The 20,736-nt window shown below is 72.8% G+C and carries 20 protein-coding genes; 6 read left to right on the top strand and 14 right to left on the bottom strand.

The features are described 5' to 3' along the window. Positions 1 to 47: 47 nt before the first annotated feature. The 4 genes from NQU55_RS17380 to uvrB form a co-directional block, all read right to left on the bottom strand. Positions 48 to 1,070, bottom strand: coding sequence for a TerC family protein (locus tag NQU55_RS17380; RefSeq protein ID WP_168093524.1), 1,023 nt, complete (start codon positions 1,068 to 1,070; stop codon positions 48 to 50). A gap of 110 nt (positions 1,071 to 1,180) precedes the next feature. Beyond that, entirely contained in the window at positions 1,181 to 3,046 is a 1,866-nt protein-coding gene (locus NQU55_RS17385) for a TerD family protein (protein ID WP_168093525.1), read from the bottom strand. Between the two features lie 105 nt (positions 3,047 to 3,151). Continuing rightward, positions 3,152 to 3,730, bottom strand: coding sequence for a TerD family protein (locus NQU55_RS17390; protein WP_168093526.1), 579 nt, complete (start codon positions 3,728 to 3,730; stop codon positions 3,152 to 3,154). Positions 3,731 to 3,866: 136 nt separating this feature from the next. Continuing rightward, the gene (gene uvrB, locus NQU55_RS17395) at positions 3,867 to 6,008 is read right to left on the bottom strand and encodes an excinuclease ABC subunit UvrB (RefSeq protein WP_168093527.1); all 2,142 of its coding nucleotides are present in this window, start codon (positions 6,006 to 6,008) and stop codon (positions 3,867 to 3,869) included. A 230-nt stretch (positions 6,009 to 6,238) separates the two neighbouring features. On the opposite strand from uvrB, the gene NQU55_RS17400 reads away from it, so the two are divergent. The 4 genes from NQU55_RS17400 to NQU55_RS17415 all read left to right on the top strand — a co-directional run bounded on the left by NQU55_RS17400 (position 6,239) and on the right by NQU55_RS17415 (position 9,919). Then, the gene (locus tag NQU55_RS17400) at positions 6,239 to 7,204 is read left to right on the top strand and encodes a glycerophosphodiester phosphodiesterase (protein WP_168093528.1); all 966 of its coding nucleotides are present in this window, start codon (positions 6,239 to 6,241) and stop codon (positions 7,202 to 7,204) included. Positions 7,205 to 7,317: 113 nt separating this feature from the next. Beyond that, entirely contained in the window at positions 7,318 to 7,911 is a 594-nt protein-coding gene (locus tag NQU55_RS17405; protein WP_168093529.1) for a methylated-DNA--[protein]-cysteine S-methyltransferase, read from the top strand. Between the two features lie 131 nt (positions 7,912 to 8,042). Continuing rightward, a complete protein-coding gene (locus NQU55_RS17410; RefSeq protein ID WP_256790808.1) occupies positions 8,043 to 9,473 on the top strand; it encodes a WGR domain-containing protein in 1,431 nt (476 codons plus the stop codon). Positions 9,474 to 9,628: 155 nt separating this feature from the next. Continuing rightward, positions 9,629 to 9,919 carry a DUF6343 family protein gene (locus tag NQU55_RS17415; protein WP_256790809.1) on the top strand — a complete coding sequence of 97 codons (291 nt, stop codon included), beginning with the start codon at positions 9,629 to 9,631 and terminating at the stop codon, positions 9,917 to 9,919. 38 nt (positions 9,920 to 9,957) lie between these two features. On the opposite strand, the gene NQU55_RS17420 is transcribed toward NQU55_RS17415, so the two are convergent. The 7 genes from NQU55_RS17420 to rpsA form a co-directional block, all read right to left on the bottom strand. Then, positions 9,958 to 10,293 carry an HMG-box domain-containing protein gene (locus NQU55_RS17420; protein WP_256790810.1) on the bottom strand — a complete coding sequence of 112 codons (336 nt, stop codon included), beginning with the start codon at positions 10,291 to 10,293 and terminating at the stop codon, positions 9,958 to 9,960. 18 nt (positions 10,294 to 10,311) lie between these two features. After that, entirely contained in the window at positions 10,312 to 11,043 is a 732-nt protein-coding gene (locus NQU55_RS17425; protein ID WP_256790811.1) for a hypothetical protein, read from the bottom strand. Next, the gene (locus NQU55_RS17430) at positions 11,040 to 11,360 is read right to left on the bottom strand and encodes a WXG100 family type VII secretion target (protein ID WP_256790812.1); all 321 of its coding nucleotides are present in this window, start codon (positions 11,358 to 11,360) and stop codon (positions 11,040 to 11,042) included. The genes NQU55_RS17425 and NQU55_RS17430 overlap by 4 nt, the downstream gene beginning before the upstream one ends. 12 nt (positions 11,361 to 11,372) lie before the next feature. Next, the gene (locus tag NQU55_RS17435) at positions 11,373 to 11,960 is read right to left on the bottom strand and encodes a hypothetical protein (protein ID WP_256790813.1); all 588 of its coding nucleotides are present in this window, start codon (positions 11,958 to 11,960) and stop codon (positions 11,373 to 11,375) included. A gap of 177 nt (positions 11,961 to 12,137) precedes the next feature. Next, positions 12,138 to 12,740: a dephospho-CoA kinase gene (gene coaE, locus NQU55_RS17440; protein ID WP_256790814.1), complete on the bottom strand. Its 603-nt coding sequence runs from the start codon at positions 12,738 to 12,740 to the stop codon at positions 12,138 to 12,140. A gap of 25 nt (positions 12,741 to 12,765) precedes the next feature. Further along, a complete protein-coding gene (locus NQU55_RS17445; protein ID WP_256790815.1) occupies positions 12,766 to 13,710 on the bottom strand; it encodes a PAC2 family protein in 945 nt (314 codons plus the stop codon). Between the two features lie 206 nt (positions 13,711 to 13,916). Then, the gene (rpsA, locus tag NQU55_RS17450; RefSeq protein ID WP_058044905.1) at positions 13,917 to 15,419 is read right to left on the bottom strand and encodes a 30S ribosomal protein S1; all 1,503 of its coding nucleotides are present in this window, start codon (positions 15,417 to 15,419) and stop codon (positions 13,917 to 13,919) included. A gap of 341 nt (positions 15,420 to 15,760) precedes the next feature. Here rpsA and NQU55_RS17455 point away from each other — a divergent pair, with 341 nt between their 5' ends. Then, positions 15,761 to 16,564, top strand: a complete 804-nt coding sequence (locus NQU55_RS17455) for a class I SAM-dependent methyltransferase (protein WP_168095647.1) — start codon at positions 15,761 to 15,763, stop codon at positions 16,562 to 16,564. Between the two features lie 70 nt (positions 16,565 to 16,634). Continuing rightward, positions 16,635 to 19,166, top strand: a complete 2,532-nt coding sequence (hrpB, locus tag NQU55_RS17460; protein WP_168095646.1) for an ATP-dependent helicase HrpB — start codon at positions 16,635 to 16,637, stop codon at positions 19,164 to 19,166. A gap of 173 nt (positions 19,167 to 19,339) precedes the next feature. On the opposite strand, the gene NQU55_RS17465 is transcribed toward hrpB, so the two are convergent. The 3 genes from NQU55_RS17465 to NQU55_RS17475 are packed head-to-tail and all read right to left on the bottom strand — an operon-like array spanning position 19,340 to position 20,724. Then, the gene (locus NQU55_RS17465; RefSeq protein ID WP_168097018.1) at positions 19,340 to 19,546 is read right to left on the bottom strand and encodes a hypothetical protein; all 207 of its coding nucleotides are present in this window, start codon (positions 19,544 to 19,546) and stop codon (positions 19,340 to 19,342) included. Then, positions 19,543 to 20,574: a cell envelope lipid trafficking protein PgfA gene (pgfA, locus tag NQU55_RS17470; RefSeq protein WP_168097019.1), complete on the bottom strand. Its 1,032-nt coding sequence runs from the start codon at positions 20,572 to 20,574 to the stop codon at positions 19,543 to 19,545. The genes NQU55_RS17465 and pgfA overlap by 4 nt, the downstream gene beginning before the upstream one ends. Before the next feature lie 15 nt (positions 20,575 to 20,589). Next, the gene (locus tag NQU55_RS17475) at positions 20,590 to 20,724 is read right to left on the bottom strand and encodes an SPW_0924 family protein (protein WP_256790816.1); all 135 of its coding nucleotides are present in this window, start codon (positions 20,722 to 20,724) and stop codon (positions 20,590 to 20,592) included. Positions 20,725 to 20,736 lie beyond the last annotated feature (12 nt).

The raw sequence follows: 20,736 nt of genomic DNA on the forward strand, positions 1-20,736 counted from the left end.
CGGGGACGGCCTCCGGTGAAGCGCGGGCGGCAGGGGCGGGGCCTGCATCAGACGCGGACCTCGTCCTTGCCCTCCGGGGCACCCTCGGCCTGCGGGGCGACCGCGGCCTCCGCAGCGGCCTCCCGCTCCTGCTTGCGGGAGGCGCGGAGGCTGGTGATCGTGGTGACGACCAGCACCGCGCAGATCACGCCGAGGGACACCGGGATGCTGATCTCGGGGACGCCCACGCCGTTCTCGTGGAGGGCGTGCAGGACGAGCTTGACGCCGATGAAGCCCAGGATGACCGACAGGCCGTACGAGAGGTGGACGAGCTTCTTCAGCAGTCCGCCGATCAGGAAGTACAGCTGGCGCAGGCCCATGAGGGCGAAGGCGTTGGCCGTGAAGACGATGTACGGGTCCTGGGTGAGGCCGAAGATCGCGGGGATCGAGTCCAGGGCGAAGAGGACGTCGGTGGTGCCGATCGCCAGCATGACGATCAGCATCGGCGTCATCAGGCGCTTGCCGTTCTCCACGATGAAGAGCTTGGTGCCGTGGTAGCGGTCCGTGGAGGGGAAGCGCTTCTCCACCAGCTTGAGGAAACGATTCTCCTCGAACTCCTCGTCCTCCTCGTCGGCGCGCGCCTCCTGGATGAGCTTCCAGGCCGTCCAGATGAGGAAGGCGCCGAAGATGTAGAAGACCCAGGAGAAGTTGGCGATGATCGCCGCGCCCGCACCGATGAACCCGGCCCGCAGGACCAGCGCGATGAGCACGCCGACCATCAGGACGCGCTGCTGGTATATCGGCGGGACCGCGAACTTCGCCATGATCAGGACGAAGACGAAGAGGTTGTCGACGCTGAGCGACTTCTCGGTGATGAAGCCCGCGAAGAACTCGCCGGCCGGCTGGCCGCCACCGAAGAGCAGCAGGCCGAGGCCGAAGAGGCCGGCGAGGGCGACCCAGACCGCCGTCCACACTCCGGCTTCCTTGAGGGAGACCTCGTGCGGCTTGCGGCCTCCGATGAAGAAGTCGGCGGCGACGAGGGCGCACAGACCGAGAATGGTCAGCACCCACAGGGTCAGGGAGACGTCCACTGTTCCTCCGGTACGTCGTACGGGCGTACGGCAGTCCTCAGAACGGTACAGGAAGACCCATGAAAGAGTAAAGAAAAGCCAAAAACCCCAGCTCAGTAGCGCTTTACCTGCTAGATGCCATACGCCTGCCGCGCCTGGCCCACGCTCCGCAGCACCTGCCCCAGGACATCGCTGCCGACCGGCACGAGCGAGGGCTCGTACGTCCAGGTGTGCCCGACCCACGGGTCGGCGAGGTGGTCGTCGGGGACCGGCGTGATGCGCAGCAGGGCGCGCCAGAGCGGGTCGAGCACCGGCCCGTGCCCCCGGGCGTCCTCCCGGTCGGCGACCATCATCAGGTGCACCCCCACGGACGGCCCCTCGTCCGCGATGTACCGCAGCTGGTTGACCGAGCGGTCGTCGAAGCCGTGCGGGAAGTCGTTGACGATCAGCAGCTGCTCCGCGGTGTCCACGTCCGGCGGGAGGGAGTCTGCGGCGCCGCTGCGCGCGGCCATCTGCACCAGGTCGACGCGGCGCGTCAGCCGCTCCAGCAGCGCGGAGACGCCCTGCGCACCGGCCGCGGGAGCCTCCTTCAGCGCGCCGGACTGCAGCAGCGGCGCGAGCGCCCCGCCGGCCGCGCCCGCCGGGTCGATCACGTGCACCGTGTAGTCGCCGACGGGATGCACGGCCAGCAGCCGCGCGGCGTGGGCGACCGCCGTCTCCATGGCCAGCCGGCGCAGCTCCGAGGAGTCCACGATCGACGCCTTGAGGCCGGAGGTGCGGCCGCTGTCGATCCACAGCCCGCGCTCCAGGGGCAGCCGCACCAGCATGGGGATCCGCAGGTCGGTGCGCTCCGGCAGGTGCAGCTCGCCCAGGCGCAGCGCCATCGGGGTCTCCAGCGGCACCTGGAAGCCCTGCCAGACCGGGCTGTCCCAGCGGGCGAAGGCCGGCGGCAGCGCGTGCTCGACGACCTCGGCCTCGGCGGCGAGCTGGGCGAGGTCGCGGTCGAGGACGGCCCGGGCCTGCTCCACCAGGCTCGCCTGCCGGGCCCGGGCCGCGGCGCGGGCCGCGTCGGCCGCGGGGCCCACGCGGGTGGCCGGGTCGGAGAGGACCTTGTCCAGCTCCTGCTCCAGGCGCGACTCCGCGAAGTCGACGGCGCTGCGGTAGGCGGCGGCCGAGCGCGCCAGGTCCTCGAACATGCCCCACACCTGGTTGTAGAGCCGCTCGTTCATGGTCCAGCCGTTGGCGTCGCCCGCGACGGGGCGGGGCGGCTGCCCCGGCCCGGCGGGCGGGGCGGCGGCCGGAGCAGGGTCCGGGGGCGTCGCGGTGGCGCGGCGGGGGTGGCGGTAGTCGACGGGGCCGCCGCCGGGCGCGGGGGCCTGCGGCGCCGGGGCCTGCGGCGCGGGGTCCGCTGCCGGGCGCGGGGGCGGCGGTGCGACCGTGCGGGCCATGCCCCGGATGACGGCCTCGTTGATGGCCGCGGCGGTCTCGAAGGCCTTCTCCAGCCCCTGGTCGTGCAGCATCGCGGCGAGCCCGCCCGCGTACCCCTGGCCGACGGCGCGCACCTTCCAGGCGCCCTGCCTGCGGTACAGCTCCAGGGCGACGACGGCGGACTCCACGCCGAGGTCCGTGATCGTGAAGGTGGCGATCTCGGCCCCGTCGAGCTCGGTGACGGCGAAGAACGGGGCGGCCAGCGCGCCGAAGGACGTGGGCCCGCCCGCCCCGGTGGGCAGCGCGAGCATCACGTGGACCCGGTGCACGTCCTCGGGGAGGGCCTCCAGGTCGACGGCGAGCCGGTGGTCGGCCGCGGCCTGCCGGGAGACCTCCAGGCCGGGGAGACGGTGGGAGGCGGGGTGCGCGACGCGGTCGGCGCCGGCCACCTTGCCGTCCGCGCCGGCGAGCGTGGCGCCCGCGACGACGGGTCCTCCCGCCGAGACCCGGATCTCCAGGCGGGTACCGGACAGCGGGTGGTTCTGCCCCCGCACCAGCTCGGCCGTCATTGCTGCGCCCCCTCGTTGTTCATGCTCGTGCTGCGCTCGTCGTGCCCGCGGGCCCGGCGGAAACGCTCTCCGCCGGGCCCGGGATGCTTCTCAGGATGCGTATGCCTACAGGCTCGGCAGGATCGCCGGCATGAGGTCCTGGAAGGTCTTGCCATTGGCCGGGTTGCCGATGGCGGTCATCGCCCAGCCGGTGCCGGAGCGGTGGACCTTCGCCATGATCTGCGCGGTGTACGCGCCGCCGCCGTCGAGGGTGTAGCGGGCGAGCTCCTGGCCGTTGGTCTCGTCGACCAGGCGGCAGAAGGCGTTCTGCACCTCGGAGAACGTCTGGCCGGTGAAGGAGTTCACCGTGAAGACGATCTGGTCGATGTGCACCGGGACGCGCTGCAGGTCGACGAGGATGGCCTCGTCGTCGCCGCCCGTGCCGGCGCCGCCGACCAGGTTGTCACCGGTGTGCCGCACCGAGCCGTCGTCGCTGACCAGGTGGCGGAAGAAGACCACGTCCACCGGCTGACCCCCGGCGAAGAGCACCGCCGAGGCATCGAGGTCGATCTCCCTCGTGCGCGACCCGAACAGTCCGCGGCGGGGGGCGGCCTGCCAGCCAAGCCCCATCCGCACGGCGGTCAGGGTGCCTCCGTCTGCCTTCTGCAGGCTGATGCCCTGACCCTTGGACAAGTTGACCGTCACGCGCAGTCCCTTCTCGTTTCTCATCCCCGTGGGCCGGGCGTCCGCACGGCCTCCGCCCCGACCCTACGCACGGACCCCGACCCCGGACGAATCCGAACGGGATTTGTGGCGGTCTTGCAACATCCCCGCCCGTACCTCAGGCGAGCCCGGCCTCCTTCATCTGCCGCAGCTCCTTCTTCAGCTCGCTCACCTCGTCGCGCAGCCGGGCGGCGACCTCGAACTGCAGCTCCGCGGCCGCGGCCCGCATACGGTCGGTCATGTCCTCGATCTGCTGAGCCAGTTCGGCGGCGGGACGGTCCGTCACCGCGACGGCGGCCTTCGCCTTGCCCTTGGCGGCCTTGGCACCCTTGCCCGCCGCCTTCCCGGCCGGCGCGGCGGGCACCGGGGCCCTGCCCTTGGCGCCCTTCTCCCGGTAGCCGGAGCCCAGGAGCTCCTGGGTGTCGATCTCCTCGCGGGCCAGGGTGGCGACGATGTCGCCGATCTTCTTGCGCAGGGGCTGCGGGTCGATGCCCCGCTCCTTGTTGTACGCGATCTGCTTCGCCCGGCGGCGGTTGGTCTCGTCGATGGCCTTCTCCATCGCCGGGGTGACCTTGTCGGCATACATGTGGACCTGGCCGGAGACGTTGCGCGCGGCACGCCCGATGGTCTGGATCAGGGAGGTACCCGAGCGCAGGAACCCCTCCTTGTCCGCGTCCAGGATGGCGACCAGGGACACCTCGGGCAGGTCGAGGCCCTCGCGCAGCAGGTTGATGCCGACCAGGACGTCGTACTCGCCGGCCCGCAGCTCGCGCAGCAGCTCCACGCGGCGCAGCGTGTCGACGTCGCTGTGCAGGTAGCGGACCTGGATGCCGAGCTCCAGGAAGTACTCCGTGAGGTCCTCGGCCATCTTCTTGGTGAGGGTGGTGACGAGGACGCGCTCGTCCTTCTCGGTGCGCGTGCGGATCTCGTGCACCAGGTCGTCGATCTGACCCTCGGTCGGCTTGACGACGACCTCGGGGTCGACCAGGCCGGTGGGGCGGATGATCTGCTCGACGAAGCCGTCCGAGCGCGAGAGCTCGTACTTCCCGGGGGTCGCCGAGAGGTAGACCGTCTGCCCGATGCGCTCGGTGAACTCCTCCCACTTCAGCGGGCGGTTGTCCATGGCCGAGGGCAGCCGGAAGCCGTGCTCCACCAGCGTGCGCTTGCGCGAGGCGTCGCCCTCGTACATGGCACCGATCTGGGGCACGGTGACGTGCGACTCGTCGATGACGAGGAGGAAGTCCTCCGGGAAGTAGTCGAGGAGGGTGTTGGGCGGGGAGCCGGGCTCGCGGTCGTCCATGTGCAGGGAGTAGTTCTCGATGCCCGAGCAGGAGCCGATCTGGCGCATCATCTCGATGTCGTACGTGGTGCGCATCCGCAGGCGCTGCGCCTCCAGGAGCTTGCCCTGCTTCTCCATGCGGGCGAGCGTCTCCTCCAGCTCCGCCTCGATGCCCGCGACGGCCTTCTCCATGCGCTCCGCACCGGCGATGTAGTGGCTGGCGGGGAAGACGTACAGCTCCCGGTCGTCGGAGAGGACCTCGCCGGTGAGCGGGTGGAGCGTGGAGAGCGCCTCGATCTCGTCGCCGAACATCTCGATGCGGACCGCGAGCTCCTCGTAGACCGGGAAGATCTCGATGGTGTCGCCGCGGACGCGGAAGGTGCCCCGGGTGAACGCGAGGTCGTTGCGGGTGTACTGGATCTCCACGAAGCGGCGCAGCAGCTCGTCGCGGTCGATCTCCTCGCCGACCTTCAGCGGCACCATGCGGTCGACGTACTCCTGGGGGGTGCCCAGGCCGTAGATGCAGGACACCGAGGCCACCACCACGACGTCACGCCGCGTGAGCAGGGAGTTGGTGGCGGAGTGGCGCAGCCGCTCCACCTCCTCATTGATGGAGGAATCCTTCTCGATGTACGTGTCCGACTGCGGTACGTAGGCCTCGGGCTGGTAGTAGTCGTAGTACGAGACGAAATATTCGACGGCGTTGTTGGGCAGGAGCTCGCGGAACTCATTGGCGAGCTGGGCCGCCAGGGTCTTGTTCGGCGCCATGACGAGCGTCGGCCGCTGGAGCTTCTCGATCATCCACGCGGTGGTCGCGGACTTGCCGGTACCGGTCGCACCGAGGAGCACGACATCCTTCTCACCTGCGCGGATACGTCGCTCCAGCTCGGCGATGGCCGTCGGCTGGTCACCGCTGGGCTGGAAGGGGCTGACGACCTCGAAAGGCGCCACCTTGCGTTCGATCTTCGATACGGGCCGCATGAGACCACGGTACGGCCCCCCACTGACAACGGCCGGACACCCGGCGTCCGGCCCCCGTTCCCGGGGCGAACGGGCGGCGTCGATCCGGCGAAGAACAGCCGTTCCCGCTCCCCGCCCCCGCCCCCGTCGTGTACTTGTCCGAGGTAGGCCCATCCCGTACACCAAGGACCGGGGACGCCCGGCCCCCGCTGTACGTGCCCGTCCGTGTCCAGTCGCCGCGAGGAGCCCGTATGCGCACCCGCCCCGTCTCCGCCGTGACCAGCACGCTGCTCCTCCTGTCCACGCTCGTCCTCGCCGCTCCCCACGCCCGCGCGGCCGAGCCCGTGCGGGCCGCCGCGCACACGCGCGTGCCGCTCGCCATCGGCCACCGCGGCGTGCCCGTGCAGGCCCCCGAGAACACGCTGGCCTCGGTCGACAGAGCCGCCGACCTGGGGATCACCTGGGTGGAGAACGACGTGCAGCGCACCAAGGACGGTGCCCTGATCGTCATGCACGACACCACCCTGGAGCGGACGACCGACGTCAAGCGGCGCTTCCCCGGCCGCGCCCCCTGGAAGATCGCCGACTTCACCCTCGCCGAGATCCGCAAGCTCGACGCGGGCAGCTGGTACGACCGCCGGTTCGCCGGGGAGCGGGTGCCCACGCTGCGCGGCTACCTGCAGCGCGTCGACCGCAACCGCCAGAAGCTGCTGCTGGAGGTCAAGGCCCCCGAGCTCTACCCCGGCATCGAGCGGCAGCTGGCGGGCGAGCTGCAGCGCGCCGGGTGGCTCAACGCCCGCCACGTGCGCGGCTCCCTGGTCGTGCAGTCCTTCAGCGCCGCCTCCCTCAAGGCCTTCCACCGGGTGCGGCCGGACGTGAAGACGGGCTTCCTCGGAGCCCCGAAGGCCTCGGAGCTGCGCTCGTACGCCGCCTTCGCCGACCAGATCAACCCGCACCACCGGAGCGTCACCGCCGCCTGGGTGCGGGCGGTGCACGCCCTGCGGGGGCCGCACGGGCGGATGCTCGAGGTCTCGGCGTGGACCGTGGACAACGGCGACCGGGCCGTCGACCTGGCGCGCATGGGCGTCGACGGCATCATCAGCAACGCCCCGCACGAGATCGAGGACGCTCTGGAGGAGGACCTGGACGAGCAGTCCGAGCAGGACGAGGAGGAGGACGACGACGGCCTGTCGTTCCTGAGCATCCTGGGCCTGTAGACAGGCGCCCGCACGGAAGGGCGGCCGCCCGCGGGGACAGGGGATCACTTGATCGTGGATCACTTGTCCGGTCCGGGGCCCGGCGATGCCCCGAACGGCCTACGCTGGGCCCCATGACGGACCTGGAACCGACCGCCCCGGCGGCTGCCCCGGCCCCCTCGCCCCGCCCGCAGGAGTGGGCCTGGACGACGGTCGGCACCTCCATCGGACCGCTGGGGCTCGCGGCGACGCCCAAGGGGCTGCTGCAGGTCTCCTTCCGCGCGGACGAGGCGGTCTCCGCCGAGGCCGTGGCCGCCCTCACCCGCCGCATGGGCACCGGACCGCTGTCCGGGCCCTGCGCCTCGCGCGAGATCCTCACCGAGACCGCGGCCGAGCTCGAGGACTACTTCGCGGGCCGCCGGGAGACCTTCTCCGTCCCGCTGGACTGGTCGCTGATCTCGGGCTTCAACCGCCAGGTGCTGCGCGAGCTGGCCGGCGGCGTCCCCTACGGCACGGTGGTCAGCTACCAGGACCTGGCCGACCGCGTCGGCGAGCGCGGCGCCGCCCGCGCCGTGGGCGTGGCCATGGGCAGCAACCCCCTGCCGGTCGTGGTCCCCTGTCACCGCGTCATCGAGAGCAACGGCGGCCTGGGCGGCTTCGGCAGCGGCCTGGAGATCAAGCGCTCGCTCCTGTCCCTCGAAGGGGTGCTTCCCGAGCCTCTCTTCTGACGGCCGCCCCCGCCGCCCGCCCCGGCGGCGCTCGCGCAGGAGGAGGCCGCGGACCGATTGTCAGTGGCTGCCCCTAGCGTGCTGCGCAACGGAGATCGGCCGGCACGGCCGACGGGGAGAGGGGCTTTGCCATGGCGGGAGAGACGACGTACCTGGAGCTGTCGCAGGACGGCGGCGGGGCGCACAAGTTCTACGAGGTCACGGTCGCCGGCACGGCGGTCACGGTGCGCTACGGCCGGATCGGCGCCGCGGGCCAGGTCCAGACCTCGTCGTTCCCCAGCGTGGAGAAGGCCCGGGCCGCGGCGGCGAAGAAGGTCGGCGAGAAGGTCCGCAAGGGCTACGCCCCGGCGGTGGCCGGGCAGCGGGCGGCCCGGCCCGTGACGCGCCGCGAGGTGACGTCCGCGCCGTCGACCGCGCGGGCCGTGGCCCCGGTGCTGTGGCGGTTCGCCACCGGCTCCTCCGCGTTCGGCATCCATGTGGACGAGGACCGCTGCTGGGTGGGCAACCAGGCCGGCCACGTGTACACCCTCGGCCACGACGGCGAGGTGCTGGCCCGCTATCAGCTGCCCGCCGGCGTCAAGTGCCTGGTCGCGGACGACTTCTGGATCTACGCCGGCTGCGACGACGGCACGGTCTACGACCTGTCCTCCAAGCTCCCCTTCGCCGCCTACCAGATCGCCTCCGACGTCGACATCTTCTGGCTCGACATCCGCGAGGGCGTCCTCGACGTCGCCGACCGCAACGGCGGACTGACCGTCATCGACCACGAGGACGAGCACCAGTGGTCGCGCCGCAGCAGCGGCGACCACGCCTGGATGGTCCGCCGCGACGAGCACGCCGTCTACCACGGGCACGCGCGCGGAGTGACCGCCTACGCCCCCGACGGCACCGGCGAGCTGTGGCACACCCCCACCTCCGGCTCGGTGCTGTTCGGCTGGCAGGAGGACCACGCCGTCTACGCCGGCACCAACCGCCGCGTCGTCCAGCGCCTGTCGAAGGCCACGGGCGCCGTCGAGGCCACCTACCAGTGCGACACCGTGGTCTACTCCTGCGCCACCGCGCCCGGCGGCCGCTACGTCTTCGCGGGCGACTCCGCCTCGTCGATCTACTGCTTCGCGGCGGACGGCACCCGCCTGTGGAAGCTCGGCACGGGCAGCGGTTCGGCGCTGTCCATGCAGTACCTGAACGACAAGCTGTACATGGTCACCACGGACGGCTCGCTGGTCTGCGTCGATGCCGGCGAGAGCGCGGTCTCCGCCGCGCAGGCGGGCAGCGTCCCCGTGCCGGTGGACGTCAAGTCGGCCGCCGCCGTGCCCACATACACCCCGGCCCGCACCCTCGCCACGGTGAGCGCGGCGCCCGCCTCGGGCATCGTGGTCGAGTGCGTGCAGGAAGCCGGCCGGCTGCGCGTGCACGTCGTCTCCGAGGGCTACGACCCCCGCTGGAACGTCCAGTTCCCCCGGCACATACGCGAGGCCGGCGCCCGCTACGTCATCGACGCCCTCTCCCCCGCCGCCGGAGGCTTCTACCGCGTCCGGGGCGAGATCCGGCGCCTGGTCTGACCCCGGGCCGAGACCGGGCGAGGACCGGATCCGTGCGGTGACAGGCTCCGTGCGGCACCTTCCACCCCTCCTCGCGGACTTCGCGGACACTCCTCGCGGACTTCGCGGACGCCTGAAGCGCCTTCCGGGTGGATGCTGGAGATGGAGGCACCGCCATGCGCACCGGCAACGAACCCGTCACGGCCCGCAGCCCCCTGCGGCTGCGCTGCGGGCTGGCCGCCTGGGGCCTGGCCTGGGCCGTCGCGGGCACCGTGCTCTTCGCGATCACCGGCCACCCCGGCTGGGCCGCCGCCTGCGGCGTCCTGATCGCCGTCACCGCCGTCGACCTGTCCCTGGTGATCCGGCACATCCGGCAGGGCCCGCACTACCAGCCGGGCCGGGACGTCCCGCCGTACCGGCCCGTCAGCGAACGCCGCGACCCCGGAGAGGGCCGGCGCGGCCCGTAACCCTCAGCCCGGCCGCCCGGCCCGTACGGAGGCCGCCGTCAGCACGGGTACGGGGGCACGGCCCCGTCGCCCCGGGCCGCGTCGAGCGTGCGCCGGGCCTCGTCCGCATACCGCGCGCGTTCCTCTTCCGGCAGGGCCCGCCAGGCCTCGGACAAAGCCCGCACCCCCTCCCCCAGGGCCTCGGCGTACGTCCCCACCCGTACGGCGTCCCGCAGGCCGATGCGGCCCGTGAGGACCTCGCGGGCCATCTCCTGGAGCGCGTCGCCCGCGCCTCCGGCAGCCAGCCGCTGCAGCACCCCGTGGAGGGCCCGCGCCCGGTCGGCGCTGCGCCCCGGGGTCACGAACTCCTCGAAGCCCACGTACGGTTCGGCCATTTCGGCGGCTCTCCTCTCTCACACCGCAGGGTGGTCGTAGCCCGCGCCGGGCAGCGGGAAGGCGTTGAGCCCGGCCAGGGCCTCGGTGCCGAGGCGGACCAGCGTGCCGTGGCCGGCATGCATCGCCGCCTGGGCCGCGGCGACGCACCGGACCATGAGCTCCCACTCCCTCAGGACGGTCAGCAGCTCCTCGGTGCCCAGCGCCGCGGCCGCGAGGGCGGCGGTTCCGCCGCTGGCCGCCTCGACCGCGGCCGTGAGGGCCAGGGCGATCAGCGCGTCCACGATCGCCCCGAGGCAGTCGCCGACGGCTTCCCCGGCGCAGGAGACCGACTGGGCGATGGCGAGGTACTCCACGCCCATCACGTCGAGGGTGGTGCGGAAGTCCGCGAGATGTCCGGCGAGAGCGGAGAAGTAGTGCGCGGCCGCCCCGGCGGCGTTGCCGTCCCAGGTCGCGTCGATGCGGGCGTTCCCGGACCGGAGGTTGCGCGCGACGCCGTCGCAGGCCCGCCCGGTCTCCTGCCAGGCCGAGACACACCTGGCATAAGCCTTCCAGTCACCGGCGAAGCTCTCCTTGGCCCACTTCACGGGATCCCTCGGCAGGTACAGCTCCGCCAGTTTGAACAGCCAGCCGGACGGGCTGAGGAGCTCCGCCGCCTCGTTGACCGGCTTCAGCGGGTCGAGGAACTCGTCCGGTTCCCCGGGCGGGGCGAGGCACGCCGCCGCCTCCGTCACGTCGGCGAAGTGCGTCATCGCTCCCCGCCCCGTCCCCGGACCGCCGCATCGAATGCGGCGGCGGCACCGCGGTCGGTACGGCGGTAGTAGGCGGCCGCCGTGGCGAGTTCCTCCGAGGAGCTCTGCAGGAGTCCGGCCACGCGCCGCACGGCGCTCAGGACGTCGCTGCGCAGGGAGTCGTGCGCGTGGTACGCCTCTTCGAACAGCCCGCCCGCCCCCGGGGACAGGGCGGTGTGCCGACGGACGTACTCCAGGACCGCCCGCATGTCCTCCGCACCCCTGCCGACCTGCCGCGCGAACGCCTCGACCTGTCCGGGGTCGACCCTCAGGACCATGTCCTTCCCCTCCTACGGCGAGACGAGGAGCAGCAGGACGCACACGGCCGTCCCGGCTCCGGCGGTCCGGAACAGCCACGTGACGTAGGGCGCGACGGAGGTCCGGCGCAGCACCGCCCAGGCGGCCCTGGTTTCCCCGACGGTCCTCACGCGGTAGCCGACCACCGTGGTCATCACTCCGACGGCGACGCCCGCCAGTCCGGCGAAGAAGAAGGCCAGCCCGCTCCAGAAGTACCGCAGGCCGACCGGGTGGTAGCCGTGGCCCTCGCGGTAGACGCGCACCTTCTCGCCCGTCGCGTACCAGCCCCGCAGGGCCGAGCGGTCCCGGACGACCCGGCCGCTGTCGGCGCGGAAGGAGCCGAAGCACAGGGTGCGCGCACGCGAGGCGCTGCTCCCGTGGCCGCCGTCGCGGCGCTGCTCGCACCTCTCCACGGTCAGCGTGCCCTTGCCAGCCACGAGCCCGGCGGCCTTCTCCGCCTGCCGGACCATCACCCCCATGCAGGTCAACGACAACACGACGACGCCGACACCGAACAGCCGCGGCAGGGGCCGTGGTGCGGGCAGCGGGCAGAACGGGCTCGTCGCGGCTAACTCGGGCACGGCCACGCAAGGTCTCCTCGAAACGGCTCGGCGAGCGGAATCGCGGAAACCCTATGCGTGCGGCAACGGCACCGGCGGCGGGCGGAGTTGGTGCAGGAAACCGGCCGCAGGGGCCACGCCCTTGCGGCGCCTGTGCGCCGCCCGCGCACCGGGGCGGCGGATCCTCACCCGATATGACTAACGCCGGGCGCTGCGCTCGCGCAGCTCGTCCCAGACCTTCTCGACACGGCCCCGGAGCGCCTCGACCGGGCCGTCGTTGTCGATGACCACGTCGGCCACCGCGAGCCGCTCCTCGCGGGTGGCCTGGGCCGCCATGCGGGCGCGGGCCTCGTCCGGGGTCATGCCGCGGAGACGGACCAGGCGGTCCAGGCGGGTTTCGGTGCCGGCGTCGACGACGAGGACCAGGTCGTAGAGGGGGGCCAGGCCGTTCTCGGCGAGGAGGGGGACGTCGTGGACGACGACCGCGTCGGGGGCGGCGGCCGCCTCCAGTTCGGCGGAGCGGGCCCGGACGAGGGGGTGCACGATGGCGTTGAGGGCGGCCAGCCGGTCGGGGTCGGCGAAGACGACGGCGCCCAGCCGGGGCCGGTCGAGCGCGCCCTCGGGCGTGAGGACCGCCTCGCCGAACTCCGCGACGATCGCGGCCAGTCCGGGCGTCCCCGGCTCGACCACTTCGCGGGCGATCTTGTCGGAATCGACGATCACCGCTCCGTACGAAGCCAGCAGCCGCGACACCTCGCTCTTGCCGGCACCGATTCCGCCCGTGAGGCCCACTCTCAGCATGGGCCCCACGGTAGCGGGCGGGCGGTCAGTGACCGCTGTCGCCCTCCCTGTCGGCGAGGAAGCGCTCGAATTCGGCGCCCAGTTCGTCGGCGGAGGGCAGCTCGACCGGCTCGGCGACGAGGTTGCCACGGGTCTCGGCCCCGGACACGGCGTCGTACTGGTGCTCAAGCCCGCGCACCAGGGAGACGAGCTCCTCGTCGCCCTCGGCGATCTGACGCTCGATCTCCTCCTGGGTGCGCAGCGCCTCGGAGCGCAGGGCGTGGGCGGCGTTGGGCAGCACCAGGCCCGTGGCGGCCGTGACCGCCTCCAGGGCGGTGAGGGCCGCGTCGGGGTAGGCGGAGCGGGCGATGTAGTGCGGGACGTGGGCGGCGACGCCGAGCACGTCGTGACCGGCCTCCGCGAGGCGGTACTCGACGAGGGCCTCTGCGCTCCCCGGCACCTGCGCCTCGTCGAAGAAGCTGCGGTGACCGGGCATCAGGTCGGTGCGGTTGCCGTGCGGGGTCATGCCCACGGGGCGGGTGTGCGGCACGCCCATGGGGATGCCGTGGAAGTTGACGGACAGCCGCACGCCGAGGCGCTCGACCAGCTGCCGCACGGCGGCGGCGAACCGCTCCCACTCGACGTCCGGCTCGGGGCCGGACAGCAGCAGGAAGGGGGCGCCCGTCGCGTCCTGCACGATGCGCAGCTCGATCGCCGGGGTCTCGTAGGCGCTCCAGCGGTCCCGCTGGAACGTCAGCAGCGGGCGCCGGGCGCGGTAGTCGATGAGCCGGTCGTGGTCGAAGCGGGCCACGACCTGATGGGGCAGGGTGTCCAGGAGTCGCGAGACGATCTGCTCACCGGTCTCCCCCGCGTCGATGTAGCCGTCGAAGTGATAGAGCATGACCAGGCCGGCCGTGTCCTGGGCCAAGGCCAGGTCGGCCACGGCGAGCCCCTTGGGCTCCCATTCGTACAAACCCTGCGGATCCAACACAGTGACCGTTCCTCCTCATGTTCCGTACGGGGGAACGCGCCTGGAGGGCCCCGCCATTCCCGCCTTGCGGATCACGCCGGCGCATCTCACCGGGGGAACGAGCGCCTGACGGAAACGAACGGCTGTCAGCAGAACACGAGTAAGGCCCGCTCCCCAAGGGGAACGGGCCTTACTCAGTCAGCTGTCAGCTGCCGTGGTGCAGAGCCTCAGCTCTGGCCGCCGGCGAGCTTCTCGCGGAGGGCGGCCAGCGCCTCGTCCGACGCCAGGGCGCCGGAGTTGTCGGCCGACTCCGAGGAGTACGAGCCGCCGGAGACCTGGGCGCCACCGGCCTGCGGGGCAGCCTGAGCACCCTCGGCCGCAGCCTCGGCGTCCGCCTCGCGGGACTTGATGACCTGCGCCTGGTGCTGCTCGAAGCGCTGCTGCGCCTCGGCGTACTGGCGCTCCCACTCCTCGCGCTGCTTCTCGTAGCCCGGCAGCCAGTCGTTGGCCTCGGGGTCGAAGCCCTCGGGGTAGATGTAGTTGCCCTGGTCGTCGTAGGACGCGGCCATGCCGTACAGGGTCGGGTCGAACTCGACCACGGACGGGTCGGCACCGAAGGACTCGTTGGCCTGCTTCAGCGAGAGGCTGATGCGACGACGCTCGAGGTCGATGTCGATGACCTTGACGAAGATCTCGTCGTTGACCTGGACGACCTGCTCCGGGATCTCCACGTGGCGCTCGGCCAGCTCGGAGATGTGGACCAGGCCCTCGATGCCCTCGTCGACGCGCACGAACGCACCGAAGGGAACGAGCTTGGTGACCTTACCCGGGACGACCTGACCGATCTGGTGGGTCCGGGCGAACTGCTGCCACGGGTCTTCCTGGGTGGCCTTGAGCGACAGGGAGACGCGCTCGCGGTCCATGTCGACGTCGAGGACCTCGACGGTGACTTCCTGGCCGACCTCGACAACCTCGGACGGGTGGTCGATGTGCTTCCAGGACAGCTCGGAGACGTGGACGAGACCGTCGACGCCGCCCAGGTCCACGAAGGCACCGAAGTTGACGATGGAGGAGACGACGCCGGAGCGCACCTGACCCTTCTGGAGGGTGGTGAGGAAGGTCTGGCGGACCTCGCTCTGGGTCTGCTCCAGCCAGGCACGGCGGGACAGGACCACGTTGTTGCGGTTCTTGTCCAGCTCGATGATCTTGGCCTCGAGCTCCTTGCCCACGTAGGGCTGGAGGTCGCGGACACGGCGCATCTCGACCAGGGAGGCCGGGAGGAAGCCACGGAGGCCGATGTCGAGGATGAGACCACCCTTGACGACCTCGATGACGGTACCGGTGACGATCCCGTCCTCTTCCTTGATCTTCTCGATGGTGCCCCAGGCGCGCTCGTACTGGGCGCGCTTCTTCGAGAGGATCAGGCGGCCTTCCTTGTCCTCCTTCTGGAGAACCAGGGCCTCGATCTCGTCGCCGACCTTGACGACCTCGTTCGGGTCGACGTCGTGCTTGATCGAGAGCTCGCGGGAGGGGATCACACCCTCGGTCTTGTAACCGATGTCGAGCAGGACCTCGTCCCGGTCGACCTTCACGATGACGCCGTCGACGATGTCGCCGTCGTTGAAGTACTTGATCGTCTCGTCGATCGCGGCGAGGAAGGCTTCCTCGTTACCGATGTCGTTGACCGCAACCTGCGGGGTGGTGGCGGTGGTCTCGGTGCTGCTCGTCATGTGGGAAAGGGCTCCGGTACGGACATTGAGTCGTAGGTACTGCTACGCCGAGAGCCCGTATCGCACTGCCGAAGCCGGACAGCCTTGGAGGCACAGGCTCTGGGATCCGAAGATCACCGCATGCGCCTCGGCAACCGAGGGGACATACAACAAGTGCGAGCGCGGCCTGCTCCGTCTGAGGCGCGCAGGCCCGCAGCGCAACTTGTAGCATACGGGGGCAGCCGGGCACGGTCAATGCGCGAAGGCGCACACCCGGGACGAATCTCCCCATACCGGTCACAACTTATGTTTTGCGAGGCCACGAGGGCCTCGCCGCACACTACCGCGGGGGCACGCCGCCGATGATCGAAGAGCACGAGCCGGAAGCGGTCCGGCGGACCACGGGCGGCGCCGAGAGCAGCCGGGCGAGCCGCGGCTGGTGGGACCGCAACGCCGACGAGTACCAGACGGAGCACGGCGCCTTCCTCGGCGACGACCGCTTCGTCTGGGGCCCGGAGGGGCTGGACGAGGCCGAGGCCGCCCTGCTGGGCCCGGCGAGCGGCCTCAAGGGCCTGGACGTGCTGGAGATCGGCGCCGGCGCGGCCCAGTGCTCGCGCTGGCTCGCCGCGCAGGGCGCCCGCCCGGTGGCCCTGGACCTCTCCCACCGCCAGCTCCAGCACGCGCTGCGCATCGGCGGTGACGTTCCGCTGGTCGAGGCCGACGCGAGCGCCCTGCCCTTCGCCGACGGCTCCTTCGACCTGGCGTGCTCGGCCTACGGGGCCGTCCCCTTCGTCGCGGACCCGGTGCAGGTGATGCGCGAGGTGCGGCGCGTGCTGCGGCCCGGCGGCCGCTGGGTCTTCTCCGTCACCCACCCCGTGCGCTGGGCGTTCCCCGACGAGCCGGGCCCCGAGGGCCTGTCCGTCGCGGCCTCCTACTTCGACCGCACCCCTTACGTGGAGCAGGACGAGCAGGGCCGCGCCGTCTACGTGGAGCACCACCGCACGCTCGGTGACCGCGTGCGCGACGTCGTCGCCGCCGGCTTCCGGCTGACCGACCTCGTCGAGCCCGAGTGGCCCGCCTGGAACCAGCAGGAGTGGGGCGGCTGGTCCCCGCTGCGCGGGAACCTCATCCCCGGCACGGCGATCTTCGTCTGCGAGCGGGACTGACGCTCCGGCCGGCCCGGCCGGAGGCGCTGGGCCGTTCGGGGCCCGCGGGCGCCTGGGCGAGACTGGGCGTGTGATCCACAGCGACGCCCTCGACCGGCTGCCCGTCCGCTCCGCCCTCCCCGCCCTGACGCGCGCGCTCGACGCGCACGGCGCGGCCGTGCTGTGCGCACCCCCCGGCACCGGCAAGACCACCCTCGTGCCGCTGGTCCTCGCCGGGCTCACCGGCGACGGCCCGCGCCGGCGCGTCGTGGTCGCCGAGCCGCGCCGGATCGCCGCGCGGGCCGCCGCCCGCCGCATGGCGTGGCTGCTGGGCGAGAGCGTCGGCGAGCAGGTCGGCTTCACCGTGCGCGGGGAGCGGCGGGCCGGGCCCCGCACGGTGGTCGAGGTCGTCACCACCGGAGTGCTGCTGCAGCGGCTGCAGCGCGACCCCGAGCTCGCGGGCGTGAGCACGGTCGTGCTCGACGAGTGCCACGAACGCCACCTCGACGCGGACACCGCCGCCGCCTTCCTCCTGGACGTACGGGCCGCGCTCCGCCCCGAGCTGCGGCTGGTGGCGGCGTCCGCGACGACGGACGCCGAGGGCTGGGCCCGGCTGCTGGGCGACGCGCCCGTGATCACGGCCGAGGGCGTCTCGCACCCGGTGGAGACGGTGTGGGCGCCGCCGGAGCGGCCGGTGCGGCCGCCGCACGGGATGCGGGTGGACCCGGCCTTGCTGGAGCACGTCGCCGGGGTCGTGCGGCGGGCGCTGCGGGAGCGGGAGGGGGACGTCCTGTGCTTCCTGCCCGGCGTCGGGGAGATCGCGCGCGTGGCGGGCCGGCTGGGCGACCGGGCTGCGCTGGGGGCCGAGGTGCTGCAGGTGCACGGGCGGGCCCCGGCCGCGGTGCAGGACGCGGTGCTGGCCGGGGCGGACGGCGGCCGGCGTGTGGTCCTCGCGACGTCCGTGGCGGAGTCCAGCCTGACGGTCCCCGGGGTGCGGATCGTGGTGGACGCGGGCCTGGCCCGGGAGCCCCGCACCGACCACGCGCGCGGGCTGAGCGCCCTCACGACCGTACGGGCCTCGCGGGCCTCCGCACGGCAGCGCGCAGGACGTGCGGGGCGCGAGGCGCCGGGGACGGTGTACCGCTGCTGGTCGGAGGCCGACGACGTACGCCTGCCGGCGTTTCCGGCGGCGGAGATCACGGTGGCCGACCTGACGGCCTTCGCCCTGCAGGCGGCCTGCTGGGGCGATCCCGACGCCTCCGGGCTCGCCCTGCTCGACCCGCCGCCCACCGGCGCGATGGCCGCCGCCCGCGACGTCCTGACCGCCACGGGCGCCGTCTCGGCCGACGGCCGGCCCACGGACCGGGGCCGGCGCATGGCCCGCCTCGGCGTCCACCCCCGCCTCGCGCGCGCCCTCCTCGACGGGGCCCGGGAGGCCGGTGCGCGCCGCGCCGCGGAGGTCGTGGCCCTCCTGAGCGAGGAACCGCCCCGGGAGTACGGCGACGACCTGGCGGCCGCCTGGCGTACGGCGCGGCGCGGCGGCGACGCGTACGGCGCGCGGTGGCGTGCGGAGGCCCGCAGGCTCGAAGGAGCGCTGAAGGGCGTGGCCGAGGAAAGCGCAGGCGGCCCGGCCGCAGCGCTGTCGGACGACGCCGTGGCCGGCCTCGTCACCGCGCTCGCCTACCCGGAACGGGTCGCCGCGCTGCGCGGCGAAGGCTCGTACCTCATGGTGTCCGGGACGGGGGCGCAGCTCGGCGACGGGTCCCGGCTGCGCAGCGCACCCTGGCTCGCGATCGCCGTCGCCGACCGGCCCGTCACGGCGGCCTCGGCGCGGGTGCTGCTCGGCGCCGTGATCGACGAGGACACGGCGCGGGCCGCCGCCGGGGCCCTGCACGCGGAGGGCGAGGAGGTCCGCTGGTCGGAGGAGCGGCGGGACGTGGTGGCGCGGCGCGCCGAGCAGCTCGGCGCCGTCGAGCTGGCGTCCCGCCCGCTGCCGGACCCGGACCCGGAGCTCCTGCGGGCCGCGCTGGAGGAGGGGCTGCGGCGGGAGGGCCTCGGGCTGCTGCGCTGGACGGCCGAGGCCGCCGGGCTGCGGCAGCGGCTGGCATTCCTGCACCGGGAGCTGGGCGAACCGTGGCCCGACGTGTCCGACGGCGCGCTGCTGGAGCGCCTGGACGACTGGCTCGGCTGGGAGCTGGGGCGCGCCCGCCGACGCTCGGACCTGGAACGGGCGGACGGCGGCAAGGCGCTGCAGCGGCTCCTGCCGTGGGCGTCCGGGGACGCGGCGCGCCTGGACGAGCTGGCCCCCGAGCGGATCCAGGTGCCCAGCGGTTCGCGGATCCGCGTGGACTACGGCGGCGGGCAGCCGGTGCTGGCCGTGAAGCTGCAGGAACTGTTCGGCTGGCAGGAGACGCCGCGGCTCGCGGGCGGCCGGGTACCGGTGCTCGTCCACCTGCTGTCCCCCGCGGGGCGGCCCGCGGCCGTCACGGCGGACCTGGCGTCGTTCTGGCGCGACGGCTACCGCGCGGTACGCGCCGAACTCCGCGGCCGCTACCCCCGCCACCCCTGGCCGGAGGACCCGACGACGGCGTCGCCTACGCGGCGGGCGACGGGGGGCCACTGAGAGGCACGGGCGGGGGGCTCCGGCTCCTCGGCACCGCCGGACAGCGCGTGTCCGGTTGCTCACCGTCGCGGCGGCAAGAAATGCGGCAAGAAATTGGGCGCCGCCGAACGGCGCCGGGCACCGTCGGCAGCCTCGCCCTCAGGGACCGGCCCGGAGGGCGAGGCGCGACGTTCTCAGGGGAGGTAGCGCTCGACCGCCGCCGCGCCCTTCTCCTCGATGAGCCGCTTCGCCCGCTCCACCCGTTCCGGTGTCACGTCCCGGCCGGACGCCATGACCAGGTCCTCGGGGTCGATCGGCCGTTCGCCCCCGGTGTACAGCCGGCTGGGCCGGGACGCGGTGGATCCGTCCTCGGTCTTCTCCTTCGTCGTCTTCTCCTTCACGGCGAGCCTCCTCTGCTCCGTGCGGCCCTTTTCCCCGGGGCCTGCCGCTCGGTTTTCCCTCCATCGTGTTCCTTTTGTCCGGTAAATGCACGACGAGGGCGGGCGCGGGCTTCCAGGAACAGGGCGAGGGCCAGCAGGACGCCGCCCAGGCCGGCGCTCCCCCACGGCAGCCACGAGGTCAGTAGGAGCACGAGCCGCCGCTGGGAGGTGACGAGGGCGACGGTGGAGTCGACGTAGTCGGCGCGCATCTTCACGTGCCCGGCGAAGGCCGTGATCGGCTTCTTCTCCGGGTGCCCGGTCCAGCGCAGCTCCTCGCGGTGGATCTCCTCGCCGTTGACGGGGGCGCCGGTGACGGGGTCGATCCAGAACATGCGCCGGGTGGTGTACCAGCGCTCCAGCCCCAGCTGCCGGACGGTCTCGGGCGTCACGCCGAGGGGCATCCGCTTGGGCAGGGGTACCTGCGTCCAGGGGACGGTCTGCTCGAAGTAGTAGACGTCCAAGCCGCGGAAGGAGCGGGTGCCGCGGTAGTGGATGGGCGCGGAGGTGCGGGTCTGCATGTCGAAGTAGCGGTAGTCGCGCTTCTCCACGAGGAAGGGCCACTTGTATTCGATGCCGTCGCGCCGTACGGGCGTGTCGTCCACGTGCTCGCCGCCGGCATGCACGGGCTGCTGGCTGTGGGCGTCGAAGACGTACCGCTCGGGTATCCGGGAGATCATCGCGCCATCGGGCCCGGCCATGTGGGTGAGGGTGTCCCAGACGACGACGTCGCTGCCGGTCGCGCGGCGGACCTTGCGGGCTTCCTCGGCGTTGCCTTTGAGCGTCTGCACGAGGGTCACTTTGGGGACGGTCCGGGGCTCCATGCGGGCGTAGTCGACGAGGGTCGCGTCCTTCGCCTCCAGGACGGCGGTCTGGTAGGCGCCCGCCGGGACCTTGGCCAGGCGGGGGAAGGCGTACCAGCGCAGCAGCGGGGCGAGGGCCGCGAGGAACACGGCCACCGCGAGAAGGACGAGGCTCGCTCTGCGGCGCACGGCGCGGCCGGCCCGTCAGGGGTGCGCGGGCGCGGAGGTGAGCAGGGGCTTCGGGGAGGTCTTCCCCTCGGGCGGGCCGATCGCGGTGACGGTGAGGACCAGGGCGAGGGCGGCGGCCAGTCCGACGGCCGCGGCGGCCAGTGCGCGCATGCGAAGCCTCCC

The organism is Streptomyces telluris, from assembly GCF_024519335.1.
GTDB classification, from domain to species: domain Bacteria; phylum Actinomycetota; class Actinomycetes; order Streptomycetales; family Streptomycetaceae; genus Streptomyces; species Streptomyces telluris.

What these genes read in the sequence shown, in the direction of transcription:
- NQU55_RS17385 (WP_168093525.1), bottom strand. Translation starts at nt 3,046, where the DNA reads ATGACGGCCGAGCTGGTGCGGGGGCAGAACCACCCGCTGTCCGGTACC.
- uvrB (WP_168093527.1), bottom strand. Translation starts at nt 6,008, where the DNA reads ATGCGGCCCGTATCGAAGATCGAACGCAAGGTGGCGCCTTTCGAGGTC.
- NQU55_RS17400 (WP_168093528.1), top strand. Translation starts at nt 6,239, where the DNA reads ATGCGCACCCGCCCCGTCTCCGCCGTGACCAGCACGCTGCTCCTCCTG.
- NQU55_RS17405 (WP_168093529.1), top strand. Translation starts at nt 7,318, where the DNA reads ATGACGGACCTGGAACCGACCGCCCCGGCGGCTGCCCCGGCCCCCTCG.
- NQU55_RS17410 (WP_256790808.1), top strand. Translation starts at nt 8,043, where the DNA reads ATGGCGGGAGAGACGACGTACCTGGAGCTGTCGCAGGACGGCGGCGGG.
- NQU55_RS17415 (WP_256790809.1), top strand. Translation starts at nt 9,629, where the DNA reads ATGCGCACCGGCAACGAACCCGTCACGGCCCGCAGCCCCCTGCGGCTG.
- NQU55_RS17420 (WP_256790810.1), bottom strand. Translation starts at nt 10,293, where the DNA reads ATGGCCGAACCGTACGTGGGCTTCGAGGAGTTCGTGACCCCGGGGCGC.
- NQU55_RS17425 (WP_256790811.1), bottom strand. Translation starts at nt 11,043, where the DNA reads ATGACGCACTTCGCCGACGTGACGGAGGCGGCGGCGTGCCTCGCCCCG.
- NQU55_RS17430 (WP_256790812.1), bottom strand. Translation starts at nt 11,360, where the DNA reads ATGGTCCTGAGGGTCGACCCCGGACAGGTCGAGGCGTTCGCGCGGCAG.
- coaE (WP_256790814.1), bottom strand. Translation starts at nt 12,740, where the DNA reads ATGCTGAGAGTGGGCCTCACGGGCGGAATCGGTGCCGGCAAGAGCGAG.
- rpsA (WP_058044905.1), bottom strand. Translation starts at nt 15,419, where the DNA reads ATGACGAGCAGCACCGAGACCACCGCCACCACCCCGCAGGTTGCGGTC.
- NQU55_RS17455 (WP_168095647.1), top strand. Translation starts at nt 15,761, where the DNA reads ATGATCGAAGAGCACGAGCCGGAAGCGGTCCGGCGGACCACGGGCGGC.
- NQU55_RS17475 (WP_256790816.1), bottom strand. Translation starts at nt 20,724, where the DNA reads ATGCGCGCACTGGCCGCCGCGGCCGTCGGACTGGCCGCCGCCCTCGCC.